The following is an 18,462-nucleotide window of genomic DNA, read 5'->3' as shown; positions in this document are numbered from 1 at the left end:
AGTCGAAAACGTTTAAGAGTGTTTCTCGTCCCACTCTGCCACCTGCGGCAGGTCATGGCCCATACGGTCACGCTTGGTGCGCAGGTAAGCGATGTTATCCGCCGTCGCGGGGGTAGCCAGTGCGGTGCGTGCCGAGGCATCAATGCCAAAGCCCTGCAGACCTTCGCCCTTGTGTGGATTGTTGGTCAACAGATTCACAGAAGTCACGCCGAGATCTCGCAAAATCTGACCGGCCACGGAGTATTCGCGGGCGTCTTCCGGCAGGCCTTGCTCAACGTTGGCGTCCACGGTGTCCAAACCGCCGTCCTGCAGGCTATAGGCCTTGAGCTTGTTGATGAGCCCAATGCCCCGCCCTTCCTGGCCACGCAGGTAGATAACTATGCCCCGCCCGGCTTCCTGCACAGCACGCAAGGATTCCTGCAGCTGCGGGCCACAATCACAGCGCTGGGAACCAAAAACATCGCCGGTCAGGCACTCCGAGTGCACACGCACCGGCACATCCGTAGCACCAACGTAATCCTTAAGGTCACCGACGATGAGTGCAATGTGCTCGCGCTTGTCGACGTCATTCCGGTAACCCACCGCCCTAAACTCGCCGTGTTCGGTGGGCAAGCGGGTCTCTACCTGACGGGTCACCTGTTGCTCGTTGTGACGGCGCCATTCGATGAGCTGCTCAATGGAAATCATCGTGAGTCCATGCTTATCGGCGAAGCGGCGCAATTCCGGGGAGCGCGCCATATCGGTCGGATTCTCTTCAGAAACAATCTCGCAGAGAACACCTGCTGGGCGCAGTCCAGCCAGACGGGCCAAATCGATAGAGGCCTCAGTGTGCCCATCACGCTCGAGCACGCCATTGGGGCGCGCTTCCAGGGGAACCACGTGGCCTGGACGGGTGAAGTCGGTGGGCTTCGAGGAAAGGTCCGCCAACGCGCGAATCGTCTCGCAGCGCGAGGTGGCGGAGATACCCGTGGAGCCATTGGCTAAGTCCACCGTCACCGTGTAGGCGGTATGACGCACGTCTTGGTTCACAGCCATCATCGGTGGCAGGTTGAGCCGCTCACAATCCTCTGGCAGGAGTGGTGCGCAAATGTAGCCGGAGCTGTAGCGCACCATAAAGGCCACGAGTTCTGGAGTAGCCAACTCAGCGGCAAAGATGAGGTCACCCTCGTTCTCGCGGTCCTCGTTGTCCACGACGACGACAGCTTTTCCGGCCGCGATGTCCGCGATGGCTTGGTCGACGCTATCTAGAGTGAAGGTTGAATCTGCGGCGGTCATAAGGATTAACTCTATCCCTCCCCTAAGCGCGCAATGACGTTAGGGTGAACCATCTTCTCCACATACTTAGCTACCACGTCAACTTCCAGGTTGACCGTCGCCCCAGGTTCCAGAGATCCGAAAACCGTATCGCGCAGGGTGGTCGGGATGAGCGAGACCTCAAAGTAGTCCTCGCCCACTGCCGAGACAGTCAGGGAGGTTCCTTGCACGGCGATGGAGCCCTTCTCCACCACGTAATGCGCTAGCCCCTGCGGGAGGCTGAAACGCAGGACTTCCCAGTTCTCCGACGGTGCCCGTGACAGCAGCTTCGCCGTTCCATCCACGTGCCCTTGGACAATGTGTCCGCCGAGGCGTGTGGTGGGAAGGACCGCACGCTCGAGGTTGACCGCCGAGCCAATCGATAGTTCCCCCAGTGAACTGCGGTTCAAGGATTCCTGCATGACATCGGCAATAAACGTGCCTTCGCCAAACTCAGCTACGGTCAAGCACACACCATTGACCGAGATCGAATCACCAAGCTGGGCATCGTCTAAAACTGTCGTCGCAGCAATACCGAGGCGCACGGCATCGCCCTGCTCCTCCACGCTCTTCACGTGACCGATTTCTTCTACAAGTCCGGTAAACATCGAGTCTTTATCCTTTCCTCTGATATTCAACAAGGAGGTCATCGCCCAGTTCCAGGACGGAGTGACGGCGCCAGCGCGGTGCATCGGCCAGCGTCGATGTCACCGCGTGCGTGAGCACACCAGTGCCTTCCCCGAGGATCACGTTGCCCAGGTAGGCCTGAATCCGGTCGACATACCCGAGCTCCAACATGCTGGTGGCAAGCCCAGCACCGCCCTCCACGAGGATGTCACGGGCCCCACTGGCGTACAGCTCAGCTAGGGCTTCCTGCGGCGTGGCATACTGCTCGAAACCCAAACGTGCCAGGTTTTGGGCGCCATGCTTGGCGACGTCCCTGCTGCCCACCACGACACGCCGCGGCTGGTTGTCACGCAATTCACCGTCTGGAAAGCGCGCAGTGAGCGAAGGGTTATCAGCCAACGCCGTGCCGGTGCCAATGAGGATGGCATCGCGCCGAGCGCGGTCGATATGGACGTGTTCGCGGGCCCGAACACCGGTAATCCACTGGCTGGTTCCGTCGGCAGCAGCTGTGAAGCCGTCAAGGCTTTGGGCAAACTTCAGCGTGACATGGGGCCGGCCCAGGTCCATCGCAGTAAGCCACGGTATGAGGGCATCCTCGATCCCTGCGGGCGCTTCAAGCGTGCCGACGGTGATGCCGGCCGCCGCTAAGGCCGCGGCACCGCCCCTTGCCTTGGGAGTGGGATCGGGATGGAGGAAGTACACACTGGCCAGGGAGGCGTCGATAAGCGCCTGCGCGCACGGACCCGTGCGACCGGTGTGGTTGCAGGGCTCCAACGTCACCACGGCGGTCCCGCCGCGGGCCTTCTCCCCCGCCGCCGTGAGCGCCATAATCTCCGCGTGGGGACCGCCGGGAGGCTGCGTGTGTCCCACGCCAGCAATCTCACCGGAGGAATCCAGAATGACTGCCCCGACGGGTGGATTGGGGCTGGTGGTACCTCGTGCTTGGGCGCCGGCCGTCATGGCCAGGCGCAACGCATTCTCAATCAAAGCTCTGGTTACAGCGTGGCTAGGCGGCGCAATTCGTCGACAGCCGCGGCCTTATCCGCCTGCTTGTAAATGGCGGAACCGGCCACGAAGGCATCACAACCGGCTTCTGCGGATTGACGGATGGTGTCGGCAGAAATGCCACCGTCGATTTCAATGAGTACATCCAGACCGCGCTCATCAATGGACTTGCGCAGCGTGCGAACCTTGTCGAGTTGCTCAGGCATGAAGCTTTGACCGCCAAAACCCGGCTCCACAGACATAACGAGAACCTCGTCGAAGTGCTCCAAAGAATCCAACCACGGTTCAATCGGGGTGCCAGGTTTGATGGAGAATCCTGCACGCACGCCAAGGTCCCGAATCTTCTGTGCAAGCGTTAAAGCCGCGTCTTTGTCGGCGACAGCCTCAACGTGAAAGATGATGCAATCAGCACCGGCCTTGGCATAGGTCTCGACCCACTTCTCTGGCTCCTCAATCATGAGGTGCACGTCGAGGGTTTGCGTCGTGATGCCGTCCACGGTGGCGGTGATGTCCGGGCCGAAAGACAAATTGGGGACGAAATGACCATCCATAATGTCAACGTGGATCCAGTCCGCGTTGGCTACTGCGCGGACTTCCTCACCGAGTTGGGTAAAGTCGGCGGCCAGAATAGACGGGGCAATAATAGGACCAGACTTTGTTGCAGACATGTCACTCAGCCTAGTCCCTTCGTCCTCTCTAGTCCGCTAGTCGGCGAAGGACCGCGAAAAACATGGCGTCGGTGCCATGACGATGCGGCCACAACTGTGCGGAGAGTTCGCTGCCCACATTGCCCATGTCCGGCAGGAGTTCGCGCGCATCGAGCTCTTCAATGCGCAACGCTGCTCCTTCGCCGTGCTTGGCGACGGCCGCATCGACAATCTCGCGGGTTTCACGCAGGTCCGGCGAACACGTCGAATAGACAACAATGCCTCCCGGGCGAACCAGGTTAAGTGCGGATTCGAGAAGCTCTGCCTGCAGTGAGGTGAGGTCCTTGATATCGGATTCAGACTTGCGCCATCGGGCTTCTGGTCGGCGACGCAGGGCGCCGAGGCCGGAACAGGGGGCGTCGACAAGAATGCGGTCAAACCCAGGCTCGAGGCCAGGCGAGCGGCCATCGGCAGTATGCACACGGACCGGCAAATCCCTCGCGGTCTTTTCCACCAGCTTCGCTCGGTGCGGGGACACTTCGACGGCGTCGACAGTTGCGCTGTCGATGCGCGCAATAGCTGCCATGAGCGCAGCCTTACCACCCGGTCCGGCACACAGATCCAGCCAGCGGCCGGTGTCGTCTCCAATCAGGGGAGCCTCTGTGACCGCGCGTGCAATAAGCTGCGAACCTTCATCCTGTACCGCGGCCATACCTTGGCGCACGGGTTCCAGCGAACCTGGGTCACCGTGCTCAAGATAGACCGCGTATGGCGAATACTGGCCCTCCTCGCAGCCGGTCATGAGCGCGAGTTCTTCTGCAGTAATGTCTCCTGGACGCGCTACCAGGTGCACGATTGGCCGCTGGGAATCAGCCTCCAGCGCCTGCTCCAACTCATCCGCATCTCCTAAAACTCGCGCGAAAGAGCGGGCAATCCACTCGGGATGGGCGTGGCGGAAGGCTAATGCTGCAATCTCGCCGCTCGGAGTCAGCTGTTCCAGCCACTCTTCTGCTGGCGTGCGGGTAATGGTGCGCATGATGCCATTGGCAAACCCTTTAGCCTTTTCGTGGCCAGCTGCCTCGACGAGGCGGACAGTGGTGTCGACGGCTGCATGCGCCTCCACGCGGGTATAAAGCACCTGGTACGTGCCCAAACGCAGTGCTGTGAGAACCTCCGGCGCCATCGCATCAAGTCCACGGGAGGCACATTTCGCGATAACCGCATCAAGCACGCCTTCGGTGCGCAGGGACCCGTAGGTAAGTTCTGTAGCAAACGCCGCATCGCGTCCAGAAAGTTTGTTCGCGTTCAGCGCCTTGGGCAACGTGAGGTTAGCGAAGGCATCGTCAGCATCCACTCGCCGAAGTACGTCGAAAGCTACCGCGCGCGGCACATCGACACCGCTGCGGCGCGCCGCGTGAATTAGCGAGTCAGTCGGGCGAACGCGATCATGTCGGCGTCCCGCGGTGCCACGATTGTTGTGGCGCGCTGAGGCACGCTTTTGCGAGCCGACATGACCCTTTGTGTCGTGGTTCTTCTGTCCCCGATCAGCCGGGTCACCGGACTTGCTGCGGGATCTGAATCCTCCGCTCACGAGAAGGTCACCTCATTCTGTTCATCCTTGGGCAACTGGCTGCTCAAACCTCTGCCCCAATCAGCGGCGTTCATCATCTTCTTGCCTGGCGGCTGAATCTGGCCCAAACGCACTGGGGCGCTGCCCGTGCCGACGACAACATCCTTCTTACCCACGCGCACCTCACCCGGACGCAACTCAGCCTCGCCTGGTTCAGCAGCAGCTAGGCTGACCGGACCGACCTTAAGGCGCGACTCTCCCAGAAGCGTCCATGCACCCGGGCCTGGAGTATGGGCGCGGATGTGGCGGTCGATGACGTCGGCAGGCTGTGCCCACTCAATCCGGGCATCCTCTGTAGCAATCTTGTGCGCGTACGTCGCTTCACCTTCCTGCGGCTGTGGGGAAATGCTGCCGTCTTCGAGACCATCCATCGTCTCCACGAGAAGGTCTGCCCCGGCGTAAGCAAGGCGGGTGAGCAGATCATCTGCGGTATCGGTGGGCTGGATTCGCTCCTCCAAAGTCGCAAGGATGTCACCGGTATCCAGCCCCTTGTCGATGCGGAAGGTGGTAGCGCCAGTGACCTCATCGCCAGCAGCGATGGATGCTTGGACTGGGGCCGCTCCGCGCCACGCGGGAAGAAGGGAGAAGTGCAGGTTGACCCAACCGTGGGCCGGAACCTGGAGAAGGTCTTCAGTAATAAGGTTGCCATAGGCCACCACCGGAATTGCCTCGGGAGAAAGCTCGGCGAGACGTGCGCGGAGGGCATCGCCGTCCTTGGTCCCCGGCTTCAGCGTGGTTGGTGTCAGCACCTCAACTCCATGTTTCTCCGCTAAAGCCTTGACCGGGCTTGGGTGGAGGCTGCGTCCACGGCCGCGGCGGGCATCGGGGCGCGTAATGACTGCAGCGACCTCATGGCGGGAAGCAATGAGCTTCTCCAGCGCCACGACGGCTGGCTCGGGGGTTCCGGCGAAAATGATGCGCACTGTAAGACTCGTACCTTTCTAATAAACGTGTAGGAGGGTTCCGTATGGGAGTTCGCGAATGCGGTTATGGATTAAGCGTTAAACCAATCTGATTCTCGGATGGCCTTCATAGATTCCTTCCGCAGCTCAGTGCTCAGGCGCTGTAGAAAGAGCACTCCATCAAGGTGGTCGGTCTCGTGCTGAATGCACCGCGCCATAAGGCCTGACGCCACCATAGCGAGTGGCCGTCCTGACGTATCGAAACCACTCACTCGGACCGTGTTGAAGCGTTCAGTTGGCAGCGAGATGCCCGGGATGGACAAACAGCCCTCGGTTCCCAGTTGGGTCTTATCCCCTATGGCTTCCCATTCTGGGTTAATGATGGCTCCACGAAGCCCATCTTGATAGTGCGAGCAGTCAAAGACAAAGATGCGCTTGGTCAGGCCTATCTGGTTAGCTGCAAGGCCCACTCCACCGGCATCCTCCATTGTCTCGAGCATGTCTTGAGCGAGGCGCTCGAGGGATGGACCGAACTCAGCAATCTCCTCGGCACGGGTATTCAGGACAGGATCGCCATATAAGCGAACCTCGCGCACAGTCATGGTGAGTACTCCTCGTCGTTGGGACGTTCTTGACCGACAATAGTTCACCGCGCACCGTCCGCGCCCACAAGGTACCCCTCGCGCGTGCCGGCTAACCGATGTTGATGGGATCGACGGCGATACGTAGCGGCAACACGTCTTTGCGCGCACTGCGCACCGCGTTCGCGGTACGCAACGCCATACCAAGTTCCGCGCGTGGCCCTAATGGAGTGCGCACCAAAAGTCGTTGAGGCTCACCGCCGCGCTCGCGGTCATAGTCGCCCGGCAGGCTCACACCAGGCGGCAAAGGCACAGGACCGAGCAGTTCTGCATGTTCCGGGAGCTCTACGAGCTCGAGGAAGGAATCCAAGGAGGCATCGGCACCGTCGATTGCCGCCATGTGCACTGCGGGCGGGAAACGCACCTCCCGACGTGCTTGCAACTCCGCGCCAGCAGCGCCCACCATATCCCAGTTCATGAAGAAACCCACCAGGGGTAGCTGTTCATCAGCGGCCACAATGACCACACCACCAGCTTCCGCTGGGCAGACGAGTGTAGCCGCAACAGCCCACTTAGCCAAGGTATCTTCCGTTGCGCGCAAATCTTGGCGGCCCAACAGCGCACCGGTTTCTACAAGCAATGCGGCACCATAGTGGCCATTGTCTGCCACACGTGGTTCCGCGCCGGGAGTGGAAATCACGAGAGCTGGGCCCTGTGGGATCTCATCAATCACCTTTGAACCGCCCGACTGAATAACACGTGTTTGGGGGAAGGCGCGCCCCAGCTCTTCCGCGGTGCGCTCGGAACCCAACACGATCGCGCGCAGGCGCGGTGAGCCGCACTCGGAACAGCGATAGTGCGTATCCACTCGCCCACACCAGCGGCAGGTTGGCAAAGAGGCCGACTGCGTATCGCTACCTCCTGTGGAGGGAAGGCCCAAAGGGCCATTGCAGTGCCGGCAGCGCGCCGGGGAGTAGCACTGACCACACGCAAGGATAGGTGCGTAACCTTTGCGCGGTACCTGAACGAGGACTGGTTCGCCTCGGTCGAGGGCTGCTCGAGTGGCGTGGAAAGCTGGCCCTGAGACCGACGTTGTTCCTCCCTGCATGTGCCGGGTGAAGTTGACGCCGAAGGCACCCACCGGGATGATGTCAGGGCGCGTTGCTCTAAGTGCCTCCTGCGTGGGCGCGAGGTTGTGTGCCCACCCGGATTCCACCAAAAGCTGAGCCTCAGCGGTGCGCGAATGGCCAGCTAGAATCAGGCTGCATCCTTCGTGTACTGAACGCGTACTGAGCACCTCACGAGCATGAACATAGGGTTTGAGGTTGTCCACGAGGTTATCGTCGCCATCGTTGAGAATGACCGCGAGCTGCATATCTTTGACGGGGGCGAAAGCCGCTGAACGCGTTCCAATGACAATGCGGGATTGACCCGTCAGCGCTGAAAGATAGCGCCGGTAACGCGCCTGGGGTCCAGTGCTATGAGCAAGGACAGTGATCTGTTTCGCGGAGACATACTGGCGAAAAGCCTTTTCCAGCCGGTCAAGGTCGCGCTGATCGGGTACAACCATGAGCACGCCCCCGCCCGTGAGCGCCACGCTCGTGCCGAGAGCTGCGAGTGCCTCAGCCCAGTCTGTTCCTGGCGCTATTTGCCAGGCCGCACGAGCGATGTGCCCTGCTAGAACGGAATCGACGAAAGACTCACCATGTTCATACCGTGACCACGCGGAAAGATCTGGATGCTCAGTGCTGCCTAACTCTTCCCATGGAGTATCAAGATCGGCTTCTTCTGCCTTCGCATGACGCGCGGGAATAGCCGTGCGGATGATGTCGGAACGCACGCCGCCGTACCGTGCTGCCAGCGCTTCCACCAATGCAGAAATAACAGGCGTGTAGACCGCGTACGGCGAAATGACGCGGTCAATGTAGCGCAGAGAGCCTTCAAATTCTGAGTCACTGCCGCGTGCAAGCAGGATGGCGTCGACAAGCCGGCCGTTGAAGCGGATGCGCACACGTACTCCTGGCTGCGCTGCCTCTGAATCAGCCTCATCAATGAGGTAGTCAAAGGCGCGGTCCAGGTGTGCCACCCCTAACAAAGGCAACACCCGCGCGACCGGTTGATGGGCGGCGGGTGTCTTCTTGGGCATAGCGCCCGATTCTACAGGCCTGCGGCGCGGCGTAGATCCTCAGCTCGGGAGGTGTCCTCCCACGGCAGGTCGACGTCGGTACGGCCGAAGTGGCCGTAGGCGGCAGTCTTGCTGTACAGCGGGCGCAGAAGGTCCAAATCGCGGATGATGGCTGCCGGGCGCAGGTCAAAAACCTTGTTGACAGCGGCCTGAATAGTACCGTCGGTCAGCCCGTTCTTCGCGGTGCCAAAAGTCTCTACGTACAGGCCCACCGGCTTAGCACGACCAATAGCGTAGGCCACTTGAACTTCGGCGCGGTCAGCGAGACCGGCAGCCACGATGTTCTTGGCCACCCAGCGCATTGCGTAGGCAGCAGAACGGTCCACCTTGCTCGGGTCCTTGCCGGAGAAGGCGCCACCGCCGTGGCGGGCCATGCCGCCATAGGTATCAACGATGATCTTGCGGCCGGTCAGTCCGGCATCACCCATGGGGCCACCCAGGATGAAAGAACCAGACGGGTTGATGAGCAATTCAGTCTCGTCGGTGTAGTACTTGCCCAACTCGGCATCATTAACAACCCATTCCACCACGTGCGTACGCAGCTGCTCGGCGAGCCATTCCTGCGTGACGTCCGGGTCATGCTGGGTGGAGATAACGATGGTTTCTAGGCGGGTAGGAACATCATCTTCGTCGTAGGCGAAGGTCACCTGAGTCTTCCCATCGGGGCGCAGGGAAGGGACAATTCCTTCCTTACGCACTTGGGTCAGGCGGCGGGATAGACGGTGAGCCGTGGAAATCGGGAGCGGCATAAATTCGGGCGTCTCATTAGTGGCGTAGCCAAACATGAGGCCTTGGTCGCCGGCGCCGTACTGGTCATCATCCTCATAGTCACCGGAGCGCACTTCGGTGGAAGCGTCCACACCGGCGCCAATCTCCTGAGACTGCTCACCAATGGCAACGTTGACACCGCAGGTGCGGCCATCGAAGCCAACGTCAGATGAGGTAAAGCCGATGTCCACGAGAGTCTTGCGAACAATCTGCGGGATTTCGACATAGCCAGAGGTGCGGACCTCGCCCACGACGTGGACCTGGCCCGTGGTCACCATCGTTTCGACGGCAACGTGGGCATCGGGGTCGACCTCCAGAAGGGCGTCAAGAATGGCGTCCGAGATCGCATCACAAATCTTATCTGGGTGACCTTCTGTCACGGATTCGCTGGTGAAGAGGCGTACTGCCTGAGTAGCTGATTCAGTCACACATTGTCCTTAAGCTAGTTCCGCGCGCCGTGGGGACAGAGAAAGCTGATACAAAAACTCAACCTAAAAAGCGGCGCGTTAACACCAGCCCATCGTAGACCAAGCGGTCTACAGCTGCAAGAACGAGTGCTACATCGGAAGCATTTCATTCACGGCATCAAGAATTTGCGCCGCTACTGCCTGCTTGCTGCCGTGCTCTACCACTACTGGTTCCACACCACGTCGAAGAATCCAACCCGCGCTGGTCGATTGCCCAAAGACCTTGCCCTCTCCCACTTCATTGGCCATAAGGACATCGCAGCCTTTCCTTTCAAACTTTTGCTGGGCGTACTCGAGTACGCTCGTGTTGTCATCGCCAGTCTCTGCGGCAAAGCCCACGATGACGGCATCTTTGTTAAGTTCTCCACTGTTGCGCCGCTCCACGAGCCCTTTGAGGATGTCCGGATTTTCCACCAACTCAAGGCGGGCCAAGTCCTCGTCTGCGGCGCCTTTCTTCATCTTGGAATCGGCCACGCGTGCTGGGCGATAATCCGCTACTGCAGCCGCCATGATGACAATATCGGCATCTGCGGCGTGCTCGTTCATGGCGGACTCCATATCGCGCGTTGAGGTTACCCGTACAACCTCGGCGCCTGAAGGCACTGGAAGGTCCTCAGTATCACCGGCCACGATAGTGACTTCGGCTCCGCGCTGGGCAGCGATTTCCGCAAGTGCAAAGCCTTGACGGCCCGAGGAGCGGTTACCAAGGTAACGAACTGGGTCAAGATTTTCCTGGGTGCCTCCAGCCGAAACAACAACCTTGCGGCCCTTCCAGTCGAAGGGAACCTCGTGACCCTCAATGACGGTCCGTGCGAACTCCGCGATCTGGCTCGGTTCAGGTAGCCGTCCAGCACCAGTGTCCTTACCTGTCAGGCGTCCATGGGCGGGTTCCATAACGGTGATACCGCGGCGGCGGAGCGTTGCCACGTTGTCTTGGGTAGCCGGATTCAACCACATCTCCGTATGCATCGCGGGGGCCACGATGACCGGGCAAGTCGCCACCAGCACAGAAGCAGTGAGCAGGTCATCGGCACGACCGCAGGCAAGCCGCGCGATGAGGTCCGCCGTTGCGGGCGCAATAACGACAGCGTCTGCCTGCTGGCCCAGAGCCACATGCTGGACTTCATCCACCGCGTCAAAGACCGTCGTCGACACCGGGTTGCCAGATAGAGCCTCGAAGGTGGCCGCACCGACAAAATTGAGCGCCGCTTCGGTGGGCACCACGCGCACGTCGTCGCCGCGCTCCTTGAAGTCACGGATAAGGTGGCACGCTTTGTATGCGGCGATACCTCCGGCCACACCGACGAGGATGCGACGGCGGGAACTAGTCATGTCTGGGGTTTCCTGTACGTCCTTCACCCGGACGATGTTACCCAAGACGCACGAAACCCACCCAGGCACCTCACGCGATGCACTAGGTGGGTATCGAAGACTAGTAGAGCTTAGTTGCCTTCCTCGTGGTCGAGGAGACCTGCCTCGATCTCGCGCAGGGCGATGGACAGAGGCTTTTCACCCGGCTCCGGGGTCACCAGCGGTCCGACGAACTCGAAAACGCCTTCGTCTTGTTCCTGGTAGTAGCTGTTGATCTGACGCGCGCGCTTAGCGGCAAAGATCACCAGGGCGTACTTGGAAGAGACCTTATCAAGCAGCTCATCAATCGGCGGGTCAGTAATACCCGTCGGCGGATCGAATACTGGCTCAGGCTTTACGGCCTCAGAATTAGCAGGTGTGGTCACGTTGGTCACATGCACCTTTACTGTTGGTAGATGGTCAAAATCTTGGTCTATCCACGCAGGATAGCACTAATAGCAGCTACGGCCTCATCGAGTTCATTATTGACTACGACGTGGTCGAACTCCTTTTGCGCGGCAAGCTCCGTCTCTGCTGTCTGCAGTCTGCGGTCGATGACATCTTGGGGTTCCGTTCCACGCCCAGTGAGGCGCTCTACGAGAACATCCCATGATGGCGGGGCAAGAAACACGGTTTCTGCCTCCGGCATCGCCGCCTTGACGTTGCGGGCGCCTGCAAGATCAACCTCCACCAACACCGGGCGGCAAGCCTGCAAAGCTTCCTGAACCGGCTGTGCCGGCGTACCGGAACGCTGCAGACCACCGTGAATTTCTGCCCATTCGAGCATCTCGCCGGCGTCGATACGTTCCTGGAAGACCTCCGGGGTGACGAAGAAATAGTCAACCCCGTCGGTCTCGCCAGGACGGGGTTGGCGCGTCGTCATAGAGACGCTGAAGTAGAGGTTGTCGACATCGTCGCGCAGGCGCGAAACCACAGTGGACTTGCCCACTGCAGACGGCCCGGCCAATACGACCAAGCGTCCGCGTGCAGTTTCGTCAGCCATTGCGTATTTACTCGCCGTAGCCGAAACGCTCGAGCAGAGCGCGACGCTGACGGTCACCCAGGCCACGCAGGCGGCGGGTCTGAGCAATCTCCAGGTCCTCCATGATTTCCTTAGCCTTGACCTTGCCCACCTTCGGCAGCGCCTCGAGGAGAGCGGAGACCTTGGTCTTGCCGATGATCTCATCGGTCTCAGCCTTCTCCAGAACATCCTGCAGGTTGGTCTCGCCACGCTTCAGCGCAGCCTTGAGCTCAGCACGAGCCTTGCGGGCCTCAGCGGCCTTTGCGAGAGCTTCCTTGCGCTGCTCATCAGTCAACTTGGGAAGGGCCACGGGTTTCCTCCGATTTCATTAGTGTGAACATTGTCGTCTGATGCTTGGCACCAGAATCTCGGTCCTCTGGGAGAAGGTTTCCCCAGCGGGAGGGAGCTTTTACTCCCTCCACGAACCGACTTCTGGCAATCCTAGCACTGGTCTGTACGCGATGACGCAACCCGGTCCCCTTCTTTTAAAGGTTCCTGCACGTCAACGCACATGCCCTAAACAAAGTACCAGGTAAACGGCGTGCTCGTTAATTGGGCACGCCGTTGACCTAATCCCGGAACTCCGCCGCCGTTTCAATGACTGCTTTTCGCAGGTCAGCGACCTTGGGTCCACGCGAAAGAATTGCGCGCGACACATTGGCAAACCCCAACTCCGGTGCTGATTTAGTCAGCGCACGGACATCAGCAGGCGTGGCGCCTTGGGCACCAACGCCCGGCAGAAGCACCGGTCCATTTAATTGGTCTAACTTCGGCGGTGTGTCGAGTGTTGCGCCAACAACCACGCCCAAAGCACCCACCATGGACTTGTTACCGTCCGCTTGAGCTCCCACAGCTGCATTACGTTCTGCCAGTTCGTCCACGACTCGCTGGGCTACACTTCGACCGTCTACGGTGAGTGATTGCAGGGCTTTCGCCTCCGGGTTAGACGTTGCCGCCAGAACAAACACTCCTCGCCCGGTGTCCTCAGCCATGTCGAAAACTGGGCTGAGTGCGCCAACGCCGAGGTAGGGCGACACAGTTACTGCATCTGCCCGCAACGGGGAGTTCTCCCCCAGCCACGCCTCGGCATAACCAGCCATGGTGGAGCCAATATCTCCACGCTTGGCGTCGGCAAGGCTGAGGCAATCATTCTCACGCAAAGCCGCCAGAGCTTCCTCCAGCACGGCGAAGCCCTGTGAGCCATAGCGCTCGAAGAAAGCGACTTGTGGTTTCACCATGGCTGCGGTGCCAACGAACGCTTCTACACAGGTCATGGTGAAGGTACGAAGACCGTCTACGTCGGCAGACAGTCCCCAGGCTGCGAGCAGGTGCGGGTGCGGGTCAATACCGACACACAGCCGTCCCCGCTCGCGGCCGGCCGTGACAGCTCTTTCACCGAAGGTCACCGGCGAGTTAGTTGGCAGGGGCATGCTCAAGCTCCTGGAGTGCGCGGACCTTTAGGTCGCCCCGACGCAGCGCCTCGATACCCTGTACCGCAGCGGTCACTCCCTGAACGGTGGTCACGAGCGGCACACCGACAGACACTGCAGCGGCACGAATGTCGTAGCCATCATGGCGAGCGCCGGCGGAACCGGCTGGCGTATTAAGGATGAGGTCAACCTTGCCGCCAAGTATGGCGTCAACGATGGACTCCTGGCCTTCCTCGGCCTCAGAGACCTTGGTAGCAACCTCGCATTCCACGCCATTGCGGCGCAGCATCTGCGCTGTACCGTCAGTAGCCACGATGGTGTAGCCCATGTAGGCCAAGCGCTGAATTGGGAAGATGAGGGTGCGCTTATCGCGGTTGGCCACGGACACGAAGACCGTTCCCTCCGTTGGCAGTTCGCCGAAGGCGGCCATCTCACCCTTGGCGTAGGCAGCGCCGAAGTTATCGGCTAGGCCCATAACCTCACCAGTGGATTTCATCTCAGGCGAGAGCAGCGTATCCAGCAGCTGACCGTCCGGGCGACGGAAGCGGTTGAACGGTAGGACCGCTTCCTTTACTGCGATCGGGTGCTCAAGTGGAAGGGAGCCGCCATCGTAACTTGACGGGATAATACCTTCCTCACGCAACTCTGCAATGGAAGCGCCCAACATGACGCGTGCAGCAGCCTTGGCCAGTGGGACGCCCGTAGCCTTGGATACGAACGGCACGGTGCGAGAGGCACGCGGATTGGCTTCGATGACGTAGAGGGTATCGTCCTTCAGCGCGTACTGAACGTTCATGAGGCCCTTGACGCCGATTCCATGGGCAAGGCGGCGCGTCGATTCACGCACCTTATCGATGTCCTGGGGGCCAAGGGTCATCGGCGGAAGAGCACACGACGAGTCACCGGAGTGAATACCGGCTTCCTCAATGTGTTCCATGACGCCGCCGAGGTAGACCTCCTCCCCATCACAGAGTGCATCGACGTCAATCTCAATAGCGTTGTCGAGGAAGCGGTCCACCAATACCGGGTGATCCGAGGTGATTTCAGTAGCGCGCTCAATGTAGTCACGCAGGGAGTCCTCGTCATAGACAATCTCCATACCACGGCCGCCCAAGACATAAGACGGGCGGACAAGCACTGGGTAGCCGATGCCTGCGGCAACCTGGCGAGCCTCGTCGAAGGAGGTTGCAGTACCAAACGCTGGGGCTGGAAGTTCTGCTTCCTCCAGAACCTTGCCGAATTCACCGCGGTCTTCTGCCAAGTCAATAGCTGCAGCCGAGGTACCGACGACCGGAACACCGGCAGCGGTGAGGCGCTCAGCCAGACCCAGCGGAGTTTGACCGCCGAGCTGAACGATGACACCGGCAACCTCGCCAGACTGTGCCTCTGCGTGGTAGACCTCCATAACGTCCTCAAAGGTCAGCGGCTCGAAATACAGGCGATCGGCGGTGTCATAGTCGGTAGACACAGTCTCCGGATTGCAGTTGACCATGACGGTCTCGTAGCCCTCGCGGGAGAGCTCCAGTGCAGCGTGGACGCAGGAGTAGTCAAACTCAATGCCTTGACCGATGCGGTTGGGGCCGGAGCCCAAGATGATGACCTTGCCCTTGGAACCGTCCGCGCTCTCGCGGACCTCGGACTCGGCATCAGGATTCAGCTCATAGGTGCTGTAGTGGTACGGGGTCTGAGCCTCGAACTCACCGGCACAGGTATCGACGGTCTTATAGACCGGGCGAATTCCTAGGGACCAACGCAGGGAACGCACGCCGTCTTCGCCGGCGAACTCCGGGCGGAGTGCAGCAATCTGGGCATCAGACAGGCCGAAGACCTTGGCGCGGCGCAGGAGCTCCGCATCGAGCACAGGAGCCTCAACAAGTTCGGTGCGGAACTGAACGAGTGCCTCAAGCTCCGCGAGGAACCAGGGGTCAACGTTCGAGTGCTCATGCAGCTGTTCCACGGTAGCACCGAGGCGGAAGGCTAGCTCGATGTCGTACATGCGGCCCTCAGTTGGGCGCTCCAGATCCTTGAGCACAGCGTCCAAGTCAGTAGCGCGCTCGCCGGCGAAGTACTCGTCCGGCTGAGTCCAGAATCCGGCAGGCTTGCCCTCCAGGGAGCGCATGACCTTATTGAGACCGGAGATGTAGTTGCGGCCAATGCCCATGGCCTCGCCTACGGACTTCATCGTTGTGGTGAGGGTGTCATCGGCACCTGGGAACTTCTCGAAGGCAAAGCGTGGTGCCTTGACAATGACGTAGTCCAGCGTCGGTTCGAAGGCAGCCGGAGTAACGCCGGTGATGTCGTTGCGAACCTCATCAAGGGTGTAGCCGATGGCCAGTTTGGCGGCCAGCTTCGCAATCGGGAATCCGGTGGCCTTGGAGGCCAGCGCGGAGGAACGAGACACACGCGGGTTCATCTCAATAGTGATGATGCGGCCGTCGTCCGGGTTGACAGCAAACTGGATGTTGCAGCCGCCGGTATCAACGCCGACCTCGCGGATAATCGCAATACCCTGGTCACGCATCGTCTGGTACTCGCGGTCCGTCAAGGTCAGGGCCGGGGCCACGGTGACGGAATCACCAGTATGGACGCCGAGTGCGTCGACGTTCTCGATGGAAGCGATGACCACGACGTTATCGTCGCCGTCACGCATAAGCTCAAGCTCGAATTCCTTCCACCCCAGAATGGACTCTTCGATAAGAACGTTGGCTTCCGGGGACGCTGCCAAGCCGCCACCAGCAATGCGCTCTAGGTCCTCCTCATTAAACGCAAGACCGGAGCCCAAGCCACCCATGGTGAAGGACGGGCGCACGACTACCGGCAGTCCGAGCTCCGCTACAGTCTCGTGGACCTCTTCCATGGAGTGGCACACGCGAGAGCGAGCGGACTCGCCGCCAATAGAGGCCACGATGTCCTTGAACTTTTGACGGTCCTCACCGCGTTCGATCGCGTCGATATCGGCTCCAATGAGCTCAATGCCGTACTTCTTCAGAATGCCCAAGCGGTCCAACTGCACCGCGGCATTGAGAGCGGTCTGGCCACCAAGAGTTGCCAGGACAGCGTCGATAGGGTGGCCCTCCTCCTTTTCCTTACGGAGGATTTTTTCAATGAACTCGGGCTCGATGGGCTCGACATAGGTGTGGTCGGCGAACTCTGGGTCCGTCATGATGGTGGCCGGGTTGGAGTTAACCAGCGTCACACGCAGGCCTTCCTCCTTGAGCACGCGGCAGGCCTGGGTACCGGAGTAGTCAAACTCACAAGCCTGGCCGATGACAATCGGGCCGGAGCCGATAACCAGGACGTGATTGATGTCGTTGCGCTTTGGCATAAGTTTCTTCTTCCTCTTCCTGGTTGCGTTTTACTTGTTCGGAGACTTCTCAGCCATGAGCTCGACGAACTGGTCAAAAAGCGGGTTGGCATCGTGTGGACCAGCGGCGGACTCAGGGTGGTATTGCACGGAGTAGGCCATGCCGTTCTTGAGGGCAACGCCTTCGATGGTGTTGTCGTTGAGACAGGTATGCGACACCACGGCCGGTCCGAAGTCAGTGTCGAATTCCTCGCCGGCGGGGTCTTCTTTACCGGACGGGCTAGCCAAAGCGAAGCCATGGTTCTGGGAGGTGATATCAATCTTGCCGGTGAGTTGGTTACGCACAGGCACGTTGATGCCGCGGTGGCCAAATTTCAGCTTGTAGGTGTCCATGCCCAGCGCGCGGCCAAGAATCTGGTTGCCGAAGCAGATACCGAAGAAAGGGTACTCGGCTGCAAGGATGTCGCGGACAATGCCCACCATGACGTCGGCAGTTGCCGGGTCGCCCGGGCCATTGGAAACGAAGACGCCATCGGGGTTGTACTGCTTAATCTCCTCGAACGGGGTATTTGCGGGTACCACGACGGTTTCAATGCCGCGCTGCGCAAAGTTGTTCGGCGTCGCGGTCTTAACACCCATGTCATAGGCCACGACGGTAAAGCGCTTCTCCCCGACTGCCTCAACCGTGTACGGCTTGTCGGTGGAAACCTCTTCAGAGAGGTCAAGCCCGGCCATGGACGGCTGGTTCTTTACCTCAGCAATGAGCTCCTCGACATCCCTCTCAGCAGCCTCGCCGGAGAAGATACCGGCCTTGATGGAGCCGTGGTTGCGGAGGTGGCGTACCAAGGTGCGGGTATCGATACCGCCAATGCCAATGATGCCCTGCTTCTCCATCTCCTCCGGCAAAGAACGCTTCGCGCGCCAGTTGGAGACGCGGCGAGAGAGGTCACGAATCACGAGACCGGCGACCCAGATTTGATTGCCGTGGGACTCGTTGTCCTCATCGTTCCAGCCGGTATTACCAATCTGCGGTGCGGAGGTCACCACAATCTGACGGTGGTAGGACGGATCCGTCATCGTTTCCTGGTAGCCGGTCATGGCAGTGGTAAACACGGCCTCTCCCAGGGTGGTGCCGGTAGCACCAAAGCCGAAGCCACGGAAGGTACGGCCATCAGCCAAAACCAGGATGGCGGGAATGGGCTTCGTGCTCGGGCGCGCCTCACTGGTCGAGGTTGCAGTTGAAGTCTCTGTG

16 protein-coding genes are annotated in these 18,462 nt (G+C 60.1%); all 16 read right to left on the bottom strand.

The features are described 5' to 3' along the window. Positions 1 to 12 precede the first annotated feature (12 nt). Positions 13 to 1,275: a bifunctional 3,4-dihydroxy-2-butanone-4-phosphate synthase/GTP cyclohydrolase II gene (locus tag QP922_RS03325; protein WP_284807919.1), complete on the bottom strand. Its 1,263-nt coding sequence runs from the start codon at positions 1,273 to 1,275 to the stop codon at positions 13 to 15. An 11-nt stretch (positions 1,276 to 1,286) separates the two neighbouring features. Continuing rightward, the gene (locus tag QP922_RS03320; protein ID WP_284807918.1) at positions 1,287 to 1,901 is read right to left on the bottom strand and encodes a riboflavin synthase; all 615 of its coding nucleotides are present in this window, start codon (positions 1,899 to 1,901) and stop codon (positions 1,287 to 1,289) included. A gap of 7 nt (positions 1,902 to 1,908) precedes the next feature. Beyond that, positions 1,909 to 2,907: a bifunctional diaminohydroxyphosphoribosylaminopyrimidine deaminase/5-amino-6-(5-phosphoribosylamino)uracil reductase RibD gene (gene ribD / locus QP922_RS03315; RefSeq protein ID WP_284807917.1), complete on the bottom strand. Its 999-nt coding sequence runs from the start codon at positions 2,905 to 2,907 to the stop codon at positions 1,909 to 1,911. An 8-nt stretch (positions 2,908 to 2,915) separates the two neighbouring features. After that, positions 2,916 to 3,593: a ribulose-phosphate 3-epimerase gene (gene rpe / locus QP922_RS03310; protein ID WP_284807916.1), complete on the bottom strand. Its 678-nt coding sequence runs from the start codon at positions 3,591 to 3,593 to the stop codon at positions 2,916 to 2,918. Between the two features lie 28 nt (positions 3,594 to 3,621). After that, a complete protein-coding gene (locus QP922_RS03305; RefSeq protein ID WP_350309348.1) occupies positions 3,622 to 5,163 on the bottom strand; it encodes an RsmB/NOP family class I SAM-dependent RNA methyltransferase in 1,542 nt (513 codons plus the stop codon). Beyond that, the gene (fmt, locus tag QP922_RS03300) at positions 5,160 to 6,125 is read right to left on the bottom strand and encodes a methionyl-tRNA formyltransferase (RefSeq protein ID WP_284807915.1); all 966 of its coding nucleotides are present in this window, start codon (positions 6,123 to 6,125) and stop codon (positions 5,160 to 5,162) included. Before fmt ends, QP922_RS03305 begins: the two co-directional genes overlap by 4 nt. A 71-nt stretch (positions 6,126 to 6,196) precedes the next feature. Further along, positions 6,197 to 6,706, bottom strand: a complete 510-nt coding sequence (gene def, locus QP922_RS03295) for a peptide deformylase (RefSeq protein ID WP_284807914.1) — start codon at positions 6,704 to 6,706, stop codon at positions 6,197 to 6,199. 91 nt (positions 6,707 to 6,797) lie between these two features. Beyond that, positions 6,798 to 8,831 (bottom strand): primosomal protein N', encoded by a 2,034-nt coding sequence (locus tag QP922_RS03290; RefSeq protein WP_284807913.1) that lies wholly within the window; start codon positions 8,829 to 8,831, stop codon positions 6,798 to 6,800. Positions 8,832 to 8,842: 11 nt separating this feature from the next. Beyond that, a complete protein-coding gene (gene metK / locus QP922_RS03285) occupies positions 8,843 to 10,066 on the bottom strand; it encodes a methionine adenosyltransferase (protein ID WP_284807912.1) in 1,224 nt (407 codons plus the stop codon). Between the two features lie 129 nt (positions 10,067 to 10,195). Further along, positions 10,196 to 11,437: a bifunctional phosphopantothenoylcysteine decarboxylase/phosphopantothenate--cysteine ligase CoaBC gene (gene coaBC, locus QP922_RS03280; RefSeq protein ID WP_284808028.1), complete on the bottom strand. Its 1,242-nt coding sequence runs from the start codon at positions 11,435 to 11,437 to the stop codon at positions 10,196 to 10,198. Positions 11,438 to 11,547: 110 nt separating this feature from the next. After that, entirely contained in the window at positions 11,548 to 11,850 is a 303-nt protein-coding gene (gene rpoZ / locus QP922_RS03275) for a DNA-directed RNA polymerase subunit omega (RefSeq protein ID WP_039675212.1), read from the bottom strand. 38 nt (positions 11,851 to 11,888) lie between these two features. Next, positions 11,889 to 12,458 (bottom strand): guanylate kinase, encoded by a 570-nt coding sequence (gene gmk / locus QP922_RS03270; RefSeq protein WP_284807911.1) that lies wholly within the window; start codon positions 12,456 to 12,458, stop codon positions 11,889 to 11,891. Positions 12,459 to 12,465: 7 nt separating this feature from the next. Continuing rightward, on the bottom strand, positions 12,466 to 12,786 hold the full coding sequence (gene mihF, locus QP922_RS03265) for an integration host factor, actinobacterial type (RefSeq protein ID WP_039675208.1): 321 nt from the start codon (positions 12,784 to 12,786) through the stop codon (positions 12,466 to 12,468). Between the two features lie 259 nt (positions 12,787 to 13,045). Beyond that, positions 13,046 to 13,906 carry an orotidine-5'-phosphate decarboxylase gene (pyrF, locus tag QP922_RS03260; protein ID WP_284807910.1) on the bottom strand — a complete coding sequence of 287 codons (861 nt, stop codon included), beginning with the start codon at positions 13,904 to 13,906 and terminating at the stop codon, positions 13,046 to 13,048. Next, a complete protein-coding gene (carB, locus tag QP922_RS03255; protein WP_284807909.1) occupies positions 13,890 to 17,231 on the bottom strand; it encodes a carbamoyl-phosphate synthase large subunit in 3,342 nt (1,113 codons plus the stop codon). Before carB ends, pyrF begins: the two co-directional genes overlap by 17 nt. Before the next feature lie 30 nt (positions 17,232 to 17,261). Further along, entirely contained in the window at positions 17,262 to 18,407 is a 1,146-nt protein-coding gene (gene carA / locus QP922_RS03250; protein WP_284808027.1) for a glutamine-hydrolyzing carbamoyl-phosphate synthase small subunit, read from the bottom strand. Between the last annotated feature and the right edge of the window lie 55 nt (positions 18,408 to 18,462).

It is taken from the genome of Corynebacterium sp. MSK218, from assembly GCF_030232655.1.
GTDB lineage: Bacteria > Actinomycetota > Actinomycetes > Mycobacteriales > Mycobacteriaceae > Corynebacterium.
Note: the sequence above shows the minus strand (reverse complement) of the source record. Positions and strands in the feature narration are given on the sequence as shown.

Excerpts from the sequence above, each read along its gene's own strand:
- QP922_RS03325 (WP_284807919.1), bottom strand. The coding sequence starts at position 1,275 with ATGACCGCCGCAGATTCAACCTTCACTCTAGATAGCGTCGACCAAGCC.
- QP922_RS03320 (WP_284807918.1), bottom strand. The coding sequence starts at position 1,901 with ATGTTTACCGGACTTGTAGAAGAAATCGGTCACGTGAAGAGCGTGGAG.
- rpe (WP_284807916.1), bottom strand. The coding sequence starts at position 3,593 with ATGTCTGCAACAAAGTCTGGTCCTATTATTGCCCCGTCTATTCTGGCC.
- def (WP_284807914.1), bottom strand. The coding sequence starts at position 6,706 with ATGACTGTGCGCGAGGTTCGCTTATATGGCGATCCTGTCCTGAATACC.
- QP922_RS03290 (WP_284807913.1), bottom strand. The coding sequence starts at position 8,831 with ATGCCCAAGAAGACACCCGCCGCCCATCAACCGGTCGCGCGGGTGTTG.
- coaBC (WP_284808028.1), bottom strand. The coding sequence starts at position 11,437 with ATGACTAGTTCCCGCCGTCGCATCCTCGTCGGTGTGGCCGGAGGTATC.
- gmk (WP_284807911.1), bottom strand. The coding sequence starts at position 12,458 with ATGGCTGACGAAACTGCACGCGGACGCTTGGTCGTATTGGCCGGGCCG.
- pyrF (WP_284807910.1), bottom strand. The coding sequence starts at position 13,906 with ATGCCCCTGCCAACTAACTCGCCGGTGACCTTCGGTGAAAGAGCTGTC.
- carB (WP_284807909.1), bottom strand. The coding sequence starts at position 17,231 with ATGCCAAAGCGCAACGACATCAATCACGTCCTGGTTATCGGCTCCGGC.